This is a genomic window from Thermomonas sp., assembly GCF_047606765.1.
In the GTDB taxonomy this organism is placed as follows: domain Bacteria; phylum Pseudomonadota; class Gammaproteobacteria; order Xanthomonadales; family Xanthomonadaceae; genus Thermomonas.
In genome coordinates, this window is sequence record NZ_JASGED010000069.1 from 1 (window position 1) to 19208 (window position 19208).

Here is a 19208-nt window from a genome sequence, read left to right on the forward strand (position 1 = left end):
CCAAGACCGTGCCGAAGGAAATGCTGCCGATCATCGACAGGCCGCTGATCCAGTACGCAGTTGATGAGGCCATCGAGGCCGGTTGCGACACGCTGGTCTTCGTCACCAACCGCTACAAGCACGCGGTGGCGGACTATTTCGACAAGGCCTACGAGCTGGAACAGAAGCTGGAGAAATCCGGCAAGCACGAGCAGCTCGACCTGGTGCGCAACGTGCTGCCGGAAGGCGTGCGCGCGGTGTTCGTGACCCAGGCCGAGGCGCTGGGGTTGGGTCATGCCGTTCTCTGCGCGAAGCCGGTGGTGGGCGATCAGCCTTTTGCCGTGCTGTTGCCCGACGACCTGATCTGGAGCCGTGGCGATGGCGCGTTGAAACAGATGGCCGATCATGCGCAGGCCAGCGGTGGCAGCGTGGTGGCGGTGCAGGACGTGCCGCGCGAGCAGACCGGCAGCTACGGCATCGTCGCCACCGAAGCATTTGACGGGCAGGCCGGGCGGATCGCGCAGATCGTCGAGAAGCCCAAGCCCGCCGATGCGCCCAGCAATCTTGCGGTGGTCGGGCGCTACATCCTCAATCCCGCGATCTTCGAACTGCTGGAACGCACGCAGCAGGGCACGGGTGGCGAAATCCAGTTGACCGACGCCATCGCCGCATTGCTTGCAGCCGAGCGCGTGGACGCCTTCCGTTTCCGAGGCACCCGTTTCGACTGCGGCACCCACATCGGCCTGATCGAAGCCACGATCCGCTACGCGCTGGATCACGAAAAACTCAGCGATGCCGCCCGCGACCTGATGAAGAACGCGCTGGACGAGATGGGTGTGGTCGAGAGCTGGCCGCGACATCCCGGTTGCGTAGGGGCAGGCCCCTGTGCCTGCGCAGCAACAGAACAGGCGCGCGTAGGGGCAGGCCCCTGTGCCTGCCCCTGTTCGGGTCGCGATGAGAGCGGGCAGGCACGGGGGCCTGCCCCTACCGATCACACCGCTTCGAAGATGCCCGCCGCGCCCATGCCGGTGCCGATGCACATGGTCACCATGCCGTACTTCTGCTGGTGACGGCGCAGGCCGTGGACGAGAGTGGCCGTGCGGATCGCGCCGGTTGCGCCCAGCGGATGGCCCAGTGCGATGGCGCCGCCCAGCGGATTGACCTTGGCCGGGTCGAGCTGCGAATCCTTGATGACCGCCAGCGCCTGCGCGGCGAAGGCTTCGTTCAGTTCGATCCAGTCCAGCTGATCCTTGCTCAATCCGGCCTGCTTCAGTGCCTTCGGGATTGCGGCGATCGGGCCGATGCCCATCACTTCCGGGCGCACGCCGGCCACGCTGAAGCTGACGAAGCGCGCCAGCGGGGTCAGGCCGTAATCCTTGATCGCCTGTTCCGAAGCCAGCAGCACCGCGCCTGCGCCGTCGCTCATCTGCGAGGAATTGCCGGCGGTCACGCTGCCGCCGAACGCGCCGTTGCGGAACACCGGGCGCAGCTTGGCAAGGCCTTCGGCTGTCGTATCGGCACGCGGGCCTTCGTCGTTTTCGACCAGCAGCTTTTTCAGGCGAATGGCATTGCCGGCAAGGTCGGGGATGTGCGACGTGATTTCATACGGTGTGATTTCGCTGCGGAACTCGCCGGCAGCGATTGCGGCCAGCGCCTTCTGGTGCGATGCCACGGCGAAGGCGTCCTGCTGTTCGCGGCTGACCTGCCATTCTTCGGCGACCTTCTCGGCGGTGATGCCCATGCCATAGGCAATCGCGACGTGGTCGTCGTTGAACACGGACGGGGAGAGGGCGACCTTGTTGCCCATCATCGGCACCATGCTCATCGACTCGGTGCCGCCGGCCAGCATCAGGTCGGCATTGCCAAGGCGGATCTGGTCAGCGGCCAGCGCCACCGCCTGCAGGCCGGAAGAACAGAAGCGGTTGATGGTCTGCGCGGCCACGGTGTCCGGCAGGCCGGCCAGCAACACGCCGATGCGCGCCACGTTCATGCCTTGCTCGCCCTCGGGCATGGCGCAGCCGATGATGGCGTCGTCGATGCGATTCACGTCGATGCCCGGTGCCTGCGCCACCACGCTGCGCAGCACGTGCGCCAGCATGTCGTCGGGACGGGTGTTGCGGAACACGCCCTTGGGTGCCTTGCCCACCGGGGTGCGGGTGGCGGCGACGATGTAGGCGTCCTGGATTTGCTTGCTCATGGAATCTCCTGATTCACACACGCCGATCAATGGGGTCCGTCATTCCGGCGAAAGCCGGAATCCAGCTCTTTGCTTGGCGTATCCAAAGGCTGGACCCCGGCTTTCGCCGGGGTGACGATTTGATTAATTCCGCAAAGGCTTGCCGGTCTTCAGCATGTGCGCGATCCGCGCCTGCGTCTTTTCCTGCTGCGCCAGTTCCACGAAGTGCTTGCGCTCCAGTTTCAGCAGCCAGTCCTCGTCCACCACCGAGCCGCGATCCACCTCGCCGCCGCACAGCACGGTGGCAATGCGGGTGGCGATTTCGTCGTCGTATTCGCTGATGAAGCGGCCCTCCAGCATGTTGACCAGCAGCATGCGGAAGGTGGCGATGCCCACGTCGCCGGCAACCCGCACGGCGCGTGCCGGCAGCGGCGGGCGGTAGCCGGTTTCGGCCAGCGCGGCGGCTTCCTGTTTGGCGATGTAGAGCAGTTCGAAGGCGTTGAAGGCGACCTTGTCGGCGGCGCGCAGCAGGCCCAGTTCCTTCGCCTCCAGCGCGGAGGCCGACACCTTCGCCATCGCCACGGTTTCGAACACCTTCTTCAATTCGGCGAACACGTCGCCGTTCGCACCTGCGGCCTGGGATGCGCGCACCGCCAGTTCCTTCAGGCCACCGCCCGCCGGCAGCAGGCCAACGCCGGCTTCCACCAGTCCGATGTAGCTTTCAAGGTGCGCAACCGTGCGTGCGGCATGCATCTGGAACTCGCAGCCACCGCCCAGTGCCAGCCCGCGCACCGCCGCCACCACCGGCACCTGCGCGTACTTGATGCGCTGGCTGGTGGCCTGGAAGTTGGCGACCATCGCTTCGAACTCGGCAAGCCGGCCGGCCTGCAATGCGCCCAGCGCGCCGGCCAGGTCGGCACCGGCGGAGAAGGGTTCCTTCGGCTGCCAGATCACCAGACCCTTGAACTTGTTCTCGGCGATGCCGATGGCTTCCTGCAGGCCGTCCAGCACCGCGTCGGAGACCGTGTGCATCTTGGTCTTGAAGCTGGCCACGGCGATGTCGTCGCCATCCGTCCACAGGCGGATGCCGTCGTTCTCGAACACCGTCTCGCCCTGCGGGAAGCGTTCGCCCAGCAGCGGGTCGGGGAAGCGCTGGCGCTTGTACACCGGCAGCGACGAGCGCGGCAGCTTGGCGTTCTTCGCCGGGCTGTAACTGCCCTCGGCGGCGTGGACGCCTTCGCGGCCGTCGAACACCCAGTCGGGCAGGGGGGCGCTGCTCATCGCCTTGCCGGCCACGATGTCATCGGCAATCCACTGCGCCACCTGCTTCCAGCCGGCGGCCTGCCAGGTTTCGAACGGGCCCAGCGACCAGCCGTAACCCCAGCGGATGGCAAGATCCACGTCACGCGCGGTCTGCGCGATGTCGGCCAGATGGAAGGCGCTGTAGTGGAACAGGTCGCGGAAGCAGGCCCACAGGAACTGCGCTTGCGGGTGCTGGCTTTCGCGCAATTTGGCGAACTTCTCCGCCGGATTCTTCAGCTTGAGGATGTCCACCACTTCCGGCGCGGCAGCGCGGTCGGCGGCGCGGTAATCCTGCTTTTCCAGATCAAGGACGACGATGTCCTTGCCGACCTTGCGGAAGATGCCCGCGCCGGTCTTCTGCCCCAGCGCGCCCTTGCCGATCAGCGCCTGCAGCCAGTCCGGCGAGGTGAAATAGGCATGCCACGGGTCGTCCGGCAGGGTATCGGCCATGGTCTTGATGACGTGGGCCATGGTGTCCAGGCCGACCACGTCCGAGGTGCGATAGGTCGCCGACTTCGGGCGGCCCAGCAGCGGCCCGGTCAGGCCATCGACTTCATCGAAGCCCAGCCCGAACTGGCGGGTGTGGTGGATGACCGACAGGATCGAGAACACGCCGATCCGGTTGCCGATGAAGTTCGGCGTGTCCTTTGCATAAACCACGCCCTTGCCGAGGGTGCTGGTCAGGAAGGTTTCCAGCCCTTCCAGCACGCCGGCTTCGGTGGTCTTGGCCGGGATCAGCTCGGCCAGATGCATGTAGCGCGGCGGGTTGAAGAAGTGGACGCCGCAGAAGCGGTGGCGCAGTTCCTCGGGCAGCACTTCCGCCAGCTTGTTGATTCCCAAGCCGGATGTATTGCTTGCCAGCACCGCGTGGGCGGGCACGAACGGGGCGATCTTCCTGTACAGGTCCTGCTTCCAGTCCATCCGCTCGGCGATGGCCTCGATGATGAGGTCGCAGTCCTTCAGCTGGTCGAGGCCCGTCTCATAGTTTGCGGCGGTGATCGCGGTGGCCAGCGACTTGCTGGCCAGCGGGGCGGGGGAGAGCTTGGCAAGGTTCGCCAGCGCCTTGTGGACGATCCCGTCCGGGTGGCCGTCCTTCGCGGGCAGGTCGAACAGCACGGTATCGACCCCGGCATTGGTCAGGTGCGCGGCGATCTGCGCGCCCATCACGCCAGCCCCGAGCACGGCAGCACGGCGTACAAGCAATTTCTGAGACATGTTGCGTATCTCCTTGATGAATCAGTGAAATCGATCAGGCTGCTTCGGCTTTCAGGCCGGCAGCGGCGAAACGGATCAGCGCACGTGCGGCACGCTGGCGATGGGTGGCCTCGGAGGTGCCGGCGGGCCGCTTGATCAGGCCGAAGTCGGCCATCGCATAGGTCAGCGCGCCGGACAGGAAGTCCAGCCGCCAGTACAACTCTTCCTTGCCCAGCCCCGGCACGCAGCCGGCGATGGCCTTGGCGAACTCGCGCAGCACATGGCCGTACTGGTCGGACAGGAACTTGCGCAGGCTGTCGTTGCTTTCCGCATAGGCGCGGGCGATGACCCGGATGAAGGCACCGCCGCCGTGGCGGTCCTGCGCCATCGCAAGCGCGGGCTCCACGAATGCCGCCAGCACCGGCTCCAGTTCGCCGGGGCTGGTCTCCACCGCCTTGCGCAATGCCGACAGGCGCTGCGCGCTCATGTCGTCCATGCGCCGGCGGAACACCTCGTTGACCAGATTGTCCTTGCTTCCGAAGTGGTAATTGACTGCCGCGATGTTGACGTCGGCGCGGCTGGTCACCTGCCGCAGCGAGGTGGACGCAAAGCCCTGCTGGGCGAACAGCTCCTCCGCCGCATGCAGGATCCGGTCCTTGGTTGAAAAGTGTTGCAGGCTCATCGCAGGCCCCTCCGGCGTCGAATCAAACGCTTGTTTGATCGTAGGCTGGAATCCGCCAGGCCGTCAACAAGATTGCGCCACCGGCGTGGGAAAGCGGTCGCAAATCAGCTAGAATTGGCCGCAGCCATGTCGGCCAAACCCGCGCCAGTACGCGGGTTTTTCTGTTATCTTCGGGCCAGCGACGCGATTCGCCGGCCCGCCAACCGGAGAGTTTCCCATGGCGCTGGAGCGCACCATTTCGATCATCAAGCCCGATGCCGTCGCCAAGAACGTCATCGGCGAAATCTATTCCCGCTTCGAAAAGGCCGGCCTGAAGGTCGTGGCCGCGAAGATGAAGCACCTGTCCCGCCAGGAAGCCGAAGGCTTCTACGCCGTGCATCGCGAGCGTCCGTTCTTCAACGCGCTGGTCGAGTTCATGATCTCCGGCCCGGTGATGATCCAGGTGCTGGAAGGCGAGAACGCGGTGCTGAAGAACCGCGAGCTGATGGGTGCCACCAATCCGAAGGAAGCAGCGCCGGGCACCATCCGCGCCGACTTTGCCGAAAGCATCGACGCCAATGCGGTACACGGTTCGGACTCGCTGGAGAACGCGGCGATCGAGATCGCCTACTTCTTCCCGGCCACCGACGTTTACGCACGCTGATCCTTCGATGAGCGATACGCGCACACCGGTCATCGACATCGCCCTCGTGGGCGAGGCCGGTGCTGCGCAACCGTCCGTGCCGGTGAATGCCGGCACGAATGCACGTACAAACATCTTCGATTTCGACCGCGCCCGTCTGGAGCGTTTCTTCGAGGAAGACCTGGGCGAAAAGAAGTTCCGCGCGCATCAGGTGATGAAGTGGATTCATCACCGCTACGCCACCGAATTCGCGGACATGACCGACCTCGGCAAGGCGCTTCGCGCCAAGCTGGAAGAGCGCGCGGTGGTGCGCGCGCCGCAGGTGGTGTTCGACAAGGCATCCACCGACGGTACCCACAAATGGCTGCTCGGCATGGATCCGAAGAACGCCATCGAAACCGTCTATATCCCCGACAAGGGGCGCGGCACGCTATGCGTGTCCTCGCAGGTGGGCTGCGCGCTCAACTGCACGTTCTGCTCCACCGCGACGCAGGGCTTCAACCGCAACCTGTCCACCGCAGAAATCATCGGCCAGGTGTGGGTGGCCGCGCGTCATCTGGGCAACGTGCCGCACCAGCAGCGCCGGCTCACCAATGTGGTGATGATGGGCATGGGCGAGCCGCTCATGAACTTCGACAACGTGGTGCGCGCGATGAGCATCATGCGCGATGACCTTGGCTACGGCCTGGCCAACAAGCGGGTCACGCTGTCCACCGCCGGCATGGTGCCGATGATCGACCGGCTGGCGGCGGAGAGCGACGTGTCGCTGGCGGTGTCGCTGCATGCGCCGTTCGACGAGCTGCGCGACACGCTGGTGCCATTGAACAAGAAATACCCCATCGCCGAACTGATGGACGCCTGCGTGCGCTATGCCACGCGCAAGAAGGGCGAATCCGTCACCTTCGAATACACCCTGATGCGTGGCGTCAACGACCAGCCGCAGCACGCGCGCGAACTGGTGAAGTTGATGCGCGAGTTCGACCGCCGCGTGCAGATGAAGGACGCGGCCAAGGTCAACCTGATCCCGTTCAACCCGTTCCCCGGCACCCGCTTCGAGCGCCCGGACGACGTGGCGATCCGCGCCTTCCAGAAGCAGCTCAACAACGCCGGCATGATCGCGCCGGTGCGGCGCACGCGCGGCGACGACATCGATGCCGCCTGCGGCCAGTTGAAGGGGCAGGTGATGGATCGCACCCGCCGTTCCGCCGAACACCGCAAGCGTCTTGAAGCGACAGGAGTTTCCGATGCGGCGTGAAGCCATTGCCCTGTTGGCGCTTTCCTGCATGCTGATCGTGGGCTGCCGGGCGATGGAGCGCCTGACCTTCATCCGTCCCAGCGCCAAGCGCGGCGAATACACGCAGGTCGCGCCGACCTACGACGTCAGTGGCAAGAATCAGAAGCAGCGGCAAGGTGCGGGTGATGCCACTTTGCTGCTGGTGTCGGCCACCACGCTCTACCAGCGCGGCGAGTTGCAGCAGTCCGAGCGGCAGGCCCGGCGTGCGCTGGAACTGGCACCGCGCTCCGCTGATGCACACACGCTGCTGGGGTTGATCGCGGACGCGCGCGGCGATGCGAAGACCGCAGGCGCGCATTACCGGCAGGCGGTGGAAGTCATGCCCGACAAGGGCGTGTATGCCAACAATTACGGTGGCTGGCTGTGCGCCAACGGGCAGCCGCAGGAATCGCTGGCGTGGTTCGATCGCGCGCTGGCCGATGGCAGTTATGCATCACCGGCCTCGGCGCTGGTAAACGCGGGCAGTTGCGCGCGCAAGGCCGGCTTGCCGGAGCGCGCGGAGGCGGGCTGGCGCGCGGCGCTTGGCATCGACCCGAAAAACCTGCTTGCGTTGTCCGGCATGGCCCATCTGCAATACGACAGCGGGCGTGCCCTTGAAGCGCGCGCCTTCGTCGAGCGCTGGCTGGAATTGGCACCGTCCGACCGCGACGCCTTGCAGCTCGCCGTCGGCATCGAGCAAAAACTGGGCGACAATGTGGCCGCTTCGCGCTATCTTTCACGTTTACAGGCGCTTCCGCCTGCTTCCACCACTGTGCCGCGCACGCAATGACCGCGATGCTTTCCCCTGATCTGCAAGCCCTTGCCGGGTGTGGCGAACGCCTGCGCGCCGCGCGCGAGGCTGCCGGCATGAGCATCGACGACGTTGCCGGCAAGCTGAAAATGCCGGCGCGGGTGGTGTGCTCGCTGGAGGCGGAAGACTGGTCGCGGCTGGGTGCGCCGGTGTTCGTGCGCGGGCAGGTGCGCAGCTATTCGCGGCTGCTGGGCCTGACCACCGCGCCGATGATGGCCGCGCTGGACGTGGGCCCGGTTGAACCTTCAAAGCTGGTCAGCCGCACCCACACGCCGAAGGCGCAATGGTGGGCCGAGCAGATCGGTCGCCGGCTGGTCTATGTGGTGCTGACCCTGTCGCTGGCGATCCCGGCCTGGGTGGCGACCCGCCAGCACCTGTCCGATGCCGACACGGGCGTGGCCGCGCTGGACACGCCGGTCGATGCTGTCGCGCAGCCCGCATCGGAAGGCCCGCGTACCGTGGTGGCGTCGATGACGCCGGTCGCAAAGCCGGCGGTGAAGCCGGCCGATGCCGGCATCGTGCTGCGCACCCGTGGCGAAAGCTGGTTCGAGGTCATCGGCACCGATGGCGCATCGCTGGAAAAGGGCCTGTTGCCGGCCGGCAGCGAACGCCGTTACACCGCCGCTCAGGTGCAACGCCTGACCATCGGCAATGCTGCTGCGGTCGAGCTGGAACACCGGGGCCGTCCCGTTGACCTGACGCCTTTCGCCCGCGCGAACGTCGCCCGCTTTACGGTATCCTCCGACGGTTCGCTGGTGGCGTCGGACTGAAGCAGCAACGCGGTCTGCAATACCACGCGGCATCCAAATTTTCCGATTCCAGACGTCCCGCCCGGCGGGCGGGCGAGAGACAGCATGGCGATTGATGAACTGCTCAACGAGCACGAACAGAGCGAGCAAGTACGCAACTGGGTTCGCAGCAACGCACTCGGCCTGATCGGGGGCGTCGCCCTTGGCCTGGCTGCCATCGTGGGCTGGCAGTGGTGGCAGGGCAAGCGGCTGCAGGCCGGGGCCGAGACCAGTGCCAGTTACAGCAGCGCCGTGACCGCGTTCGAAGCGGGGAAAATCCCGCAGGACAAGGGCAAGGCCGTCATCGCCGGCCTGAGCAAGGGCAACCCGACGCTCGCCACCCTGGCGGCGTTGCAGCTTGCCAAGGCGCAGGCCGACGCCGGCAAGCGCGACGATGCCATCGCCACCCTGCAAGGGCTGGGCACGGTCGATCCCGACCTGCGCCCGGTATTGAACCAGCGCCTGGCACGGCTGCTGATCGACGCCGGCAAGGCCAAGGAGGCACTGCCGCTGCTGAATGACGAGCGCGATGCGGCGATGCTGGACGTGCAGGGCGATGCCCAATTCGCGCTGGGCGACCGCGCCAAGGCGCAGGCGGCGTATCTCAAGGCGCTGGCGCTGGTGGATGTTGCCAGCCCGCAGCACCGTTTGATTACCCTGAAACTGATCGAGGCCGGCGGCACGCCGCCGCATACCGAGGACAAGACCTGATGATCCAGGCGATGCGACCTTCCCTGCGCCTGCTTGCGGCAGCGACCATGGCAGTGGCCCTGCTGTCCGGCTGCACGAGCATCAAGAACGTGTTTGGCGGCAAGAACAAGGACAAGACCGGCGAGCCAACCAAGCTTGTGGACATCACCACCAGCGCCAATGTGAGCAGGCTGTGGACTGCGAAGCTCGGCAAGGGCGAGGAGCAGCTGGGCATCGGCCAGCACCCGGTGATCGCTGATGGCCGCGTCTATGCGGCGGCGGTGGAGGGCGGCGTGTCGGTCTTCGACCTGCGTACCGGCCAGTCGCTGTGGCGGCATGCCTCGGATCTGCCCCTGAGTGGTGGCCCCGGCGTCGGGGATGGTCTGGTGGTGGTGGGCAGCCTGGACGGCGACGTGATCGCGCTGGATGCCGCCACCGGCGAGCAGAAGTGGACGGCCAAGGTCGGCAACGAAATCATCGCCGCGCCCGCGATTGGCAGCGGCATGGTGTTCGTGCATTCCAACGATGGCCGGCTGACTGCGTTTGATGCCGGCAGTGGCGAGCGTCGCTGGTTCCATGCCGTTGAATCCCCTGCGCTCACCGTGCGCGGCACCGGCGGCATCACGCTGGGCCCGGGCATCCTGTTCGTGGGCAGCGATGACGGCAAGCTCACTGCGCTGAAGGCGAGCGATGGCGCGGTGCTGTGGTCGGCGGTGGTCGCCGAGGCGGAAGGCCGCAACGAACTGGAACGCATGGCCGACGTCGATGGCGACGCCGTGCTGGATGGCACGACCTTGTTCGCCAGCAGCCACAAGAAGCGCACGGTGGCCATCGACGGCCCCAGCGGGCAGGTGATGTGGCAGAGCGACAACGGCGGCGCGCGTGGTGTTGGCGTCAGCAATTCCGCGATTGTCGTGAGCGACCGCGACGGCAACGTCAGTGCGCTGGACAAGAACTCCGGCGGCAGCCTGTGGCAGCAAACCGGCCTGCTGTACCGCAACGTCAGCGCGCCTGCCGTGCAGGGCGATTACGCGGTGGTCGGCGATCTGGACGGCGTGCTGCACTGGCTGCGGCTGAACGATGGTGCCTTCGCCGCTCGCGCCAAGATGGGCGCGGCGATCATCGGCCAGCCGGTGCAGGCAGACGGCATCGTCGTCGTGCAGGACAGCGAAGGCGAACTGGCGGCGTTCGCGCTGCAATGAGCCATCACGCCGGCCTAGGGCTGGCATGCATGCGCGGCCCCGGCTAACCTGCCGGGGCCGTTGCGTTTCATCCGCAGGTGTTTTTCCGCGCCCTCTGCGCAAAGGTAGATCCAATGTTGCCCCTCGTCGCCCTGGTCGGGCGTCCCAACGTCGGCAAATCGACGCTGTTCAATGCGCTGACGCGCACCCGCGACGCGCTGGTCCACGACCAGCCGGGGGTGACCCGTGACCGCAATTACGGCGTGTGCCGGCTGATCGAGGGCAAGCCATTCGTGCTGGTCGATACCGGCGGCATCGCCGGCGAGGACGAAGGCCTGGCCGGCGCAACCGCAAAACAGTCGCGCGCGGCAGCGGAAGAAGCCGACCTGATCCTGTTCATCGTCGATGGCCGCGAAGGCGCATCGGCACTGGACGACGACATCCTGCGCTGGCTGCGCAAGCTGTCCAAGCCGACCTTGCTGATCGTCAACAAGTCAGACGGCATCGACGTGCGCGCCGCGCTGGCCGAGTTCTCGCGCTATGGCTTCAGCGATGCGCTGGCGGTGTCGTCCGCGCACCGCACCGGCATCGACGAACTGCTGGCGAAGGCGGTCAAGCTGTTGCCCGAGGAAGGCGCTGCGGAAACCCTGGACGATGACCCGGAGCGCGTGCGCATCGCCTTCGTCGGGCGTCCCAACGTGGGCAAATCGACCTTGGTTAACCGCATCCTTGGCGAGGAGCGGATGATCGCCTCCGAAGTGCCGGGCACCACCCGCGACTCCATCGCCGTCGATCTGGAGCGCGATGGCCGCAAGTACCGCCTGATCGACACCGCCGGCCTGCGTCGCCGTGCGCGGGTGGAGGAAGCGGTCGAAAAGTTCTCGGTGGTCAAGACCCTGCAGGCCATCGAACAGTGCCAGGTCGCGGTGCTGATGTTGGATGCCAGCGAAGGCGTGACCGATCAGGACGCCACCGTGCTGGGCGCGGTGCTGGATTCCGGGCGCGCACTGGTCATCGCCATCAACAAATGGGACGGGCGCAGCGACTATGAGCGCCAGCAGGCCGAAACGCTGGCCGCGCGCAAGCTGAGTTTCGTCGAATGGGCCGAGCGCGTGCGCATTTCCGCGCTGCACGGTTCCGGCCTGCGCGAGCTGTTCAAGGCGATCCATCGTGCGCATGCGTCCGCAACCCGGCAGTTCAGCACGGCAGAGGTGACCCGCGCCGTGGAAGCCGCCTACGAGGCCAATCCGCCGCCGGTGGTGCGCGGCCATGTCGCCAAGCTGCGCTTCGCGCATCCGGGTGGCGAAAGCCCGCCGACCTTCGTCGTCCACGGCACCCGCCTGAAAACACTGAGCCAGACCTACCATCGCTATCTGGAAAACTTCTTCCGCAAGCGCTTCAAGCTGGTCGGCACGCCGATCCGCTTCATCTTCCGGGAAAACAGCAATCCCTACGAAGGCCGCAGGAACGAGTTGACCGAGCGCCAGATCGCATCCAAGCGGCGGCTGATGCGGCACGTCAAGCGCGGCTGATGCGTAGTGCCGGCCCCGCACAGGCCCGCGCCCGCCAGCAGGCCGGGGCATTGCTGATCGACCTGCGCGCCGATCACGAACGCGCGCAGGGCTGCGCCGAAGGCGCGCTGGGCATCGCCCGCGAGGCGCTGGAACACGAACCCGCGCGTTACCTGCCGGATGTGGATGCCGAAGTCTGGCTGATTTGCCAGCGCGGCATGCGCTCGCAGGCGGCGGCACTGGCGCTTGCGGCGCAGGGCTATCGCAACGTGGGTACGGTCGAAGGTGGCACGGACGCCTGGCAGGCTGCTGGTTTGCCGATGACCAAACCCGATATCGACGAAGATTTCGCGCAGCGCTATTCGCGCCAGATGCGGCTGCCGGACGTGGGGCTGGAAGGCCAGCAGAAACTCGAAGCCGCGCGCGTGTTGCTGGTCGGCGCGGGCGGGCTGGGTTCGCCGGCGGCGCTGTACCTCGCCGCTGCCGGCGTCGGCACGCTGCGCATCGCCGATGACGACGTGGTCGATCTGAGCAATCTGCAGCGGCAGGTGCTGCATGCGCAGGCGCGCATCGGCATGCCCAAGGTGGCATCCGCTGCGCTCACGCTGTCGGCGCTCAACCCGCGCACGCGGATCGAGGCCGTGCCGGAGCGCGTCACCTCGGCCAATGTCGAACGCCTGCTGGACGGCGTGGACGCGGTGATCGATGGTGCCGACAATTTCCCGCTGCGCTATCTGCTCAGCGATGCCTGCGTGAAACAGGGCAAGCCGCTGGTATATGGCGCGGTGCATCGTTTCGAGGGGCAGGCCAGCGTGTTCGATGCCGGTCGCCATCGCGGCGTCGCGCCGTGCTATCGCTGCCTGTTCCCGCAGCCGCCATCGCCCGAAGACGCACCCAACTGCGCCGAGGCCGGCGTGCTGGGCGTGCTGCCCGGCGTGATCGGCATGCTGCAGGCCACCGAGGCGATCAAGCTGCTGCTGGACATCGGCCAGCCGCTGCGCGGGCGGCTGCTGCGCTTCGATGCGCTGTCGATGCGTTTTCGCGAAACGCGGCTGTTGCCGGACCCGCAATGTCCGGTTTGCGCCCCGAATCTCGCTTTTCCCGGATATGTCGATTACGAGGCGTTCTGCGCCGGAGGCGGTCAATGATGTTTGCTGGATGGAAGCGGCTTGTCATCGCCATGCTGTTGCTGGCGAGCTCACACGCGGCGTTGGCGGCTGACCAGTGCCCGGCACTCAGCCAGCGTCAGTCCGACGCGCAGGTTGCGATCCGCATTGCGGCGGTGGCCTGCGACGAACACCTGCGCTGGAATCGCCCCTTCATCGATGCCGATGGCAGGCTGGCAAGCCTGACCGCCTACGAAGCCGAAGACAATGGCCTGAAGGACGGCGGCGCACCGTGGCGCAAGGTGGCGTACTACTGGCAGTCCAGCGGGTTGCTGGGGCCGCTGGCATTCAAGTCCGGCGCATCGGACTGCAATCACGCCGCGATGAATGCCTCGTATCCGGGACTGGGCTGTCGCAGCTTCGTGGTGGACAACCCGTGGTCGGCGGCCTTCATCAGCTGGGTGATGCAGCGCGCAGGCGTGCCCGGTTTCACCTCATCGCCCAACCATTACGAATACGTGCGCGCGGCCCGCAGCAATCCGACCGGAAGCCCGTATCTTTTCACCGAGCCGATGGCGGCAACGCTGGCGGTGGGCGACATGCTCTGCTACGTGCGCAGCAATCGGGTGTATGGCTTTGATGGCCTGGTGAAGGCCATCGACGGCGGCGCGACCAGTTTGCCGATGCATTGCGATGCCATCGTTGCCATCGATGGCGGCAAGGCCTACACGATTGGCGGCAATGTGCAGCAGGCCGTTGGCATGCGCATCCTCAACGTCAATGCCAACGGCCAGTTGTGGGGCCTGCCCCGGCGCAGTGATGGCGACGTGGTGTGTTCGCCCGACACCGCGGGCTACTGCAATTTCAATCGCCAGGACTGGGCGGCGCTGCTCAAGCTGAAACCGCAGGACGAACTGGCGAAGCTCGGCCCGGTGACGCCGCCGGCCTTGCTGCCCGCTCCACCGGTGCCGCAGACCTGCTGCGTGAACTGCGTGGTCGGCTCCGGCGTGCCGCGCTGCCCGGCGCAGGGAGACTCACAGCCAGTGCAGCCGCAGAACCTGTTGCAGGGTTCGCAGTAGAACGGGTCAGGCGTCCGCTGCCGGCTTGCTGCGCGCGCGCGGTTTGCCGCGATGGTCGATCTGCACGCCAAGTACGGCGTTGCAGTGGATGCAGCTGTAGCTCAGGCAACGTGCCTTGCTGGTGCCGTCCACCACGCCAACCACGCTCTCGACGTTGACGTGCAAGACGCGCTTGCCGCACTTCGGACATTCACCCTGGATCGCCATGTGGCCCCCATCAGCCTTTGATAGACGGTCAACGCCGCCTCGTACCGTGTCCGTAACTTACAACGGTTCCGGTGCGCTGTCGCGGCCAACAACAGGCACGCCGGGTCATCGTCGTGAGTGATAATGCACGCCCCCACCGCAACGCCTCCGCATCGCATGACTGCCCGGATCCTCGACGGAAAGCGCATCGCAGACGACCTGCTGCTCAACCTGAAGGCGCAGGTGGACGCCCGCGTCGCTGCCGGCAAGTCGCGGCCCGGGCTGGCGGTGGTGCTGGTCGGCAGTGACCCGGCCAGCCAGAGCTACGTGCGCAACAAGCGCCGCGCGGCTTCCATCGTCGGCATCCAGGCCTTTGACCACGACCTGCCGGCAGGTACCAGCGAGGCCGAACTGCTGGCCCTGATCGACCGCCTCAACGCAGACCCGCAGGTCAACGGCATCCTGATCCAGTTGCCGCTGCCCGGCATCCGCGATGCCAGCGCATTGATCGAACGCATCCATCCGGACAAGGACGTGGATGGCTTCCATCCGCAGAACGTCGGCCATCTGGCGTTGCGCCAGTTCGGCCTGCGCCCCTGCACGCCGCGCGGCATCACCACGCTGCTGGCCTACACCGACAGGCCAGTGCGCGGGCAGAGCGCGACGATTGTCGGCGTGTCCAACCACGTCGGCCGGCCGATGGGGCAGGAGCTGCTGATCGCCGGCTGCACCGTGACCAGTTGCCACAAGTTCACGCCGCCGGAGGTGTTGCAACGGCACGTGGGCGAGGCCGACATCCTGGTTGTGGCGGTGGGCCGGCCCGGCCTGATCCCGGGCGAATGGGTGAAGCCGGGTGCGGTGGTGATCGACGTTGGCATCAACCGGCTGGACGATGGCCGGCTGGTGGGCGACGTGGGCTTCGCCGCAGCGGCGGAACGTGCAAGCTGGATCACCCCGGTGCCGGGCGGGGTGGGGCCGATGACGGTCGCCACCCTGATGCAGAACACGCTGGAAGCGGCGGAGTTGGCGGACGCTGCCGGCTGACCCCATGCAAGCAGGATTATTGGCAGGCGTCCGCGCAGCGGCATTTCGAGCCGCCTAGCGGATGCCTGCCAGTCCTGCCAGATGGTTTGATATTGGGGGCGACTGCCGGTATCCCTCGCAAGTCGCTCCCCGATACTCGCTTGGTTGCGAGGGATACCGGCAGTCGCTTGTGATGACTCGCGGCGCGGCTGCAGCGCGCTATAATGACGCGCTTCCCCACTTCCCCCGGGACTGCCGATGCTCCGCATCAAGGCTGAAGCACTGACGTACGACGACGTTTCGCTCGTCCCCGCGCATTCCACCGTCCTGCCGAAGGACGTCTCCCTCGAAACCCGCCTGACCCGCGACCTGCGCATCCGCCTGCCGATCGTCTCGGCGGCGATGGACACGGTCAGCGAAGCCCGCCTCGCCATCGCGCTGGCCCAGCTTGGCGGCATCAGCATCCTGCACAAGAACATGACTGCCGAGGCGCAGGCCGCGCAGGTGGCACGGGTCAAGACCTTCGAGGCCGGCGTGATCCGCGAGCCGTTCACCGTTGGCCCGGACACCACCATCGGCGAAGTCCTGCGCCTGACCCGCGCGCGCAACATCTCCGGCGTGCCGGTGGTGGATGACGCCGGTCAGTTGGTCGGCATCGTGACGGGCCGCGACATGCGCTTCGAGAAGAAGCTGGACGACCCCGTCCGCCACATCATGACCAAGAAGGATCGGCTGGTCACGGTGAAGGAGGGCGCTTCCGACGACGAAGTGCTGGGCCTGCTGCACAAGCACCGCATCGAGAAGGTGCTGGTGGTCAACGACGAGTTTGCCCTGCGCGGCCTGATTACCGTCAAGGACATCCAGAAGAAATCGGACAACCCCAATGCCGCCAAGGACGCCAGCAGCCGCCTGCTGGTGGGCGCGGCGGTGGGCGTGGGTGGCGACACCGAACAGCGCGTTGAAGCGCTGGTGGCCGCAGGCGTGGACGTGGTCGTGGTGGATACCGCGCACGGCCATTCGCAGGGCGTGCTGGACCGCGTGGCCTGGGCCAAGCGGCACTTCCCGGCATTGCAGGTGATCGGCGGCAACATCGTCACCGGCGATGCCGCGCTGGCGCTGATGGATGCCGGCGCGGACGCGGTGAAGGTGGGCGTTGGCCCCGGTTCGATCTGCACCACCCGCATCGTGGCCGGCGTCGGCGTGCCGCAGGTGACCGCCATCGACATGGTGGCCGAGGCCTTGCAGGATCGCATCCCGCTGATCGCCGATGGCGGCATCCGCTATTCCGGCGACATCGGCAAGGCGATTGTCGCCGGTGCTTCCAGCGTGATGATCGGTGGCCTGTTCGCCGGCACCGAGGAAAGCCCGGGCGAAACCGAACTGTTCCAGGGCCGCAGCTACAAGAGCTATCGCGGCATGGGCAGCCTTGGCGCGATGGAGAAGGGCAGCAAGGATCGCTATTTCCAGGATGCTTCCGATGCCGACAAGCTGGTGCCGGAAGGCATCGAAGGCCGCGTGCCGTATCGCGGCCCGCTGTCCGGCGTAGTGCATCAACTGGTGGGTGGCCTGCGCGCCACGATGGGCTACGTGGGTTGCGCCACCATCGAGGACATGCGCAAGCAACCGTCCTTCGTGAAGGTGACCGGCGCCGGCCAGCGCGAAAGCCATGTGCACGACGTGCAGATCACGAAAGAGCCGCCGAACTACCGCGCGGGTTGATGGTGTTTCCCTCTCCCTCCGGGAGAGGGTGGCGCGAAGCGCCGGGTGAGGGTTCGGTACCCGATCCGGTATCCCGATGACTCGTACCCTCACCCCCAGCCCCTCTCCCGGAGGGAGAGGGGAGGCAAAAATGACCAGCATCCACAGCGACAAGCTCCTCATCCTCGACTTCGGCGCGCAGTACACGCAATTGATCGCCCGCCGCATCCGCGAGATCGGCGTCTATTGCGAAATCTGGGCCTGGGACCACGACCCGGCCGAGATCGCTGCGTTCGGTGCGAAGGGCATCATCCTGTCCGGTGGCCCGGAATCGACCACGCAGGCCGGCTGCCCCGCCGCACCGCGCGAGGTGTTCGATGCGGGCGTGCCGCTGCTCGGCATCTGCTACGGCATGCAGACGCTGGCAACGCAGTTGGGCGGTGCGACCGAAGCCGGCAACCAGCGCGAGTTCGGTCATGCCGCGCTCGAAATCATCGCGCAGGACGCGCTGCTGTCGCCGGTGGCAACCAGCGAAGCGCTGTGCAACGTGTGGATGAGCCACGGCGATCACGTCGCGCGCGCGCCGGAGGGCTTCACCGTCACCGCGCGCACTGACCGCCTCGGCATTGCGGCGTTTGCGAATGATGCGAAGAAAATCTACGGCGTGCAGTTCCACCCGGAAGTGACGCATACCGCCGCCGGCGAAGCGCTGTTGCGCCGTTTTGCAGTGGACATCTGCGGCTGCAAGACGCTGTGGACGGCAGCCAACATCATCGACGACCAGATCGCCCGCGTGCGCGAGCAGGTCGGTTCCGATGAAGTGATCCTTGGCCTGTCCGGTGGCGTGGATTCGTCCGTGGTGGCCGCGCTGCTGCATCGGGCCATCGGCGAGCAGCTGACCTGCGTGTTCGTCGATACCGGCCTGCTGCGCTGGCAGGAAGGCGACCAGGTGATGGCGATGTTCGCGCAGGACGCCGCACATGGAGGCATGGGCATCAAGGTGATCCGCGTGAATGCCGCCGAGCGCTACTTCAAGGCACTGGAAGGCGTGGCCGACCCGGAAGCCAAGCGCAAGATCATCGGCAACCTGTTCGTCGAAATCTTCGAGGAAGAATCGAACAAGTTGCAGAACGCCAAGTGGCTGGCGCAGGGCACCATCTACCCGGACGTGATCGAATCCGCCGGCAGCAAGACCGGCAAGGCGCACGTCATCAAGAGTCATCACAACGTCGGTGGCCTGCCCGAGCACATGAAGCTGGGGCTGGTGGAACCGCTGCGCGAATTGTTCAAGGACGAAGTGCGTCGCCTTGGCGTGGAACTCGGCCTGCCGCGCGAGATGGTCTATCGCCACCCGTTCCCCGGCCCGGGGCTGGGCGTGCGCATCCTTGGTGAAGTGAAGCCGGAGTACGCCGAATTGCTGGCAAAGGCCGACGCCATCTTCATCGACGAACTGCGCAAGGCCGGGTTGTACGACAAGACATCGCAAGCGTTCGCGGTGTTCCTGCCGGTGAAGTCGGTCGGCGTGGTCGGCGATGCCCGCGCCTACGAATGGGTGATCGCCCTGCGCGCGGTGGAAACCATCGACTTCATGACCGCGCACTGGGCGCACCTGCCGTACGACTTCCTCGGCACCGTCAGCAACCGCATCATCAATGAACTGCGCGGCGTCTCGCGCGTGGTCTATGACATTAGCGGCAAGCCGCCGGCGACGATTGAGTGGGAGTGAATTGACGTCCTTCGAGGACTATCGCCAGCTATCGAAAAACAGCCGTAACGTAAAAATACGTCACTGAGGCTAGGCGCCATGTACGCGCAGACCTACGGCGAAGCAGTCGATGCGACGACGCTGATCCCGCACATGCTGGAGGCGTTCATCGCGGGGGATCGGGGGTTCAGGCGGGGCAGGG

16 protein-coding genes and 2 pseudogenes are annotated in these 19208 nt (G+C 66.2%); 14 read left to right on the forward strand and 4 right to left on the reverse strand.

The window, feature by feature from the left end:
- Window positions 1–809 (forward strand): annotated as a pseudogene (locus QM612_RS06550) (UTP--glucose-1-phosphate uridylyltransferase); the annotation flags it as partial.
- A gap of 161 nt (window positions 810–970) precedes the next feature.
- On the opposite strand, the gene QM612_RS06555 reads toward QM612_RS06550, so the two are convergent.
- The 3 genes from QM612_RS06555 to QM612_RS06565 form a co-directional block, all read right to left on the reverse strand.
- Window positions 971–2176 (reverse strand): acetyl-CoA C-acyltransferase, encoded by a 1206-nt coding sequence (locus QM612_RS06555; RefSeq protein WP_415253094.1) that lies wholly within the window; start codon window positions 2174–2176, stop codon window positions 971–973.
- A gap of 123 nt (window positions 2177–2299) precedes the next feature.
- Window positions 2300–4672: a 3-hydroxyacyl-CoA dehydrogenase/enoyl-CoA hydratase family protein gene (locus QM612_RS06560; protein ID WP_415253095.1), complete on the reverse strand. Its 2373-nt coding sequence runs from the start codon at window positions 4670–4672 to the stop codon at window positions 2300–2302.
- Between the two features lie 34 nt (window positions 4673–4706).
- A complete protein-coding gene (locus tag QM612_RS06565) occupies window positions 4707–5333 on the reverse strand; it encodes a TetR/AcrR family transcriptional regulator (protein ID WP_415253096.1) in 627 nt (208 codons plus the stop codon).
- Between the two features lie 217 nt (window positions 5334–5550).
- On the opposite strand from QM612_RS06565, the gene ndk reads away from it, so the two are divergent.
- The 9 genes from ndk to QM612_RS06610 all read left to right on the forward strand — a co-directional run bounded on the left by ndk (window position 5551) and on the right by QM612_RS06610 (window position 14394).
- Window positions 5551–5976, forward strand: a complete 426-nt coding sequence (gene ndk / locus QM612_RS06570) for a nucleoside-diphosphate kinase (protein WP_415253097.1) — start codon at window positions 5551–5553, stop codon at window positions 5974–5976.
- Window positions 5977–5983: 7 nt separating this feature from the next.
- On the forward strand, window positions 5984–7210 hold the full coding sequence (rlmN, locus tag QM612_RS06575) for a 23S rRNA (adenine(2503)-C(2))-methyltransferase RlmN (protein WP_415253098.1): 1227 nt from the start codon (window positions 5984–5986) through the stop codon (window positions 7208–7210).
- Complete coding sequence (locus QM612_RS06580; RefSeq protein ID WP_415253099.1) at window positions 7200–8018, forward strand: tetratricopeptide repeat protein; 819 nt, start codon at window positions 7200–7202, stop codon at window positions 8016–8018. The genes rlmN and QM612_RS06580 overlap by 11 nt, the downstream gene beginning before the upstream one ends.
- Window positions 8015–8809, forward strand: a complete 795-nt coding sequence (locus QM612_RS06585) for a helix-turn-helix domain-containing protein (protein WP_415253100.1) — start codon at window positions 8015–8017, stop codon at window positions 8807–8809. The genes QM612_RS06580 and QM612_RS06585 overlap by 4 nt, the downstream gene beginning before the upstream one ends.
- A gap of 84 nt (window positions 8810–8893) precedes the next feature.
- Complete coding sequence (locus QM612_RS06590; protein WP_415253101.1) at window positions 8894–9538, forward strand: YfgM family protein; 645 nt, start codon at window positions 8894–8896, stop codon at window positions 9536–9538.
- 11 nt (window positions 9539–9549) lie between these two features.
- Window positions 9550–10719, forward strand: a complete 1170-nt coding sequence (bamB, locus tag QM612_RS06595) for an outer membrane protein assembly factor BamB (RefSeq protein ID WP_415253102.1) — start codon at window positions 9550–9552, stop codon at window positions 10717–10719.
- A gap of 113 nt (window positions 10720–10832) precedes the next feature.
- Window positions 10833–12230 carry a ribosome biogenesis GTPase Der gene (der, locus tag QM612_RS06600; RefSeq protein ID WP_415253103.1) on the forward strand — a complete coding sequence of 466 codons (1398 nt, stop codon included), beginning with the start codon at window positions 10833–10835 and terminating at the stop codon, window positions 12228–12230.
- Window positions 12230–13357 (forward strand): molybdopterin-synthase adenylyltransferase MoeB, encoded by a 1128-nt coding sequence (gene moeB / locus QM612_RS06605; RefSeq protein ID WP_415253104.1) that lies wholly within the window; start codon window positions 12230–12232, stop codon window positions 13355–13357. Before der ends, moeB begins: the two co-directional genes overlap by 1 nt.
- Entirely contained in the window at window positions 13354–14394 is a 1041-nt protein-coding gene (locus QM612_RS06610) for a DUF2272 domain-containing protein (RefSeq protein WP_415253105.1), read from the forward strand. Before moeB ends, QM612_RS06610 begins: the two co-directional genes overlap by 4 nt.
- A 6-nt stretch (window positions 14395–14400) precedes the next feature.
- Here the strand turns inward: QM612_RS06610 and QM612_RS06615 are convergent, their stop codons facing one another.
- Window positions 14401–14601 carry a hypothetical protein gene (locus QM612_RS06615; RefSeq protein ID WP_415253106.1) on the reverse strand — a complete coding sequence of 67 codons (201 nt, stop codon included), beginning with the start codon at window positions 14599–14601 and terminating at the stop codon, window positions 14401–14403.
- A 156-nt stretch (window positions 14602–14757) separates the two neighbouring features.
- Between QM612_RS06615 and folD the strand changes: the two genes are divergently transcribed.
- The 4 genes and pseudogenes from folD to QM612_RS06635 form a co-directional block, all read left to right on the forward strand.
- Window positions 14758–15624, forward strand: coding sequence for a bifunctional methylenetetrahydrofolate dehydrogenase/methenyltetrahydrofolate cyclohydrolase FolD (gene folD / locus QM612_RS06620; RefSeq protein WP_415253107.1), 867 nt, complete (start codon window positions 14758–14760; stop codon window positions 15622–15624).
- A gap of 237 nt (window positions 15625–15861) precedes the next feature.
- Complete coding sequence (guaB, locus tag QM612_RS06625) at window positions 15862–17322, forward strand: IMP dehydrogenase (protein ID WP_415253108.1); 1461 nt, start codon at window positions 15862–15864, stop codon at window positions 17320–17322.
- A 130-nt stretch (window positions 17323–17452) separates the two neighbouring features.
- Window positions 17453–19027 carry a glutamine-hydrolyzing GMP synthase gene (gene guaA, locus QM612_RS06630; protein WP_415253109.1) on the forward strand — a complete coding sequence of 525 codons (1575 nt, stop codon included), beginning with the start codon at window positions 17453–17455 and terminating at the stop codon, window positions 19025–19027.
- 66 nt (window positions 19028–19093) lie between these two features.
- Window positions 19094–19208: pseudogene (locus tag QM612_RS06635) on the forward strand (DUF2274 domain-containing protein); the annotation flags it as partial.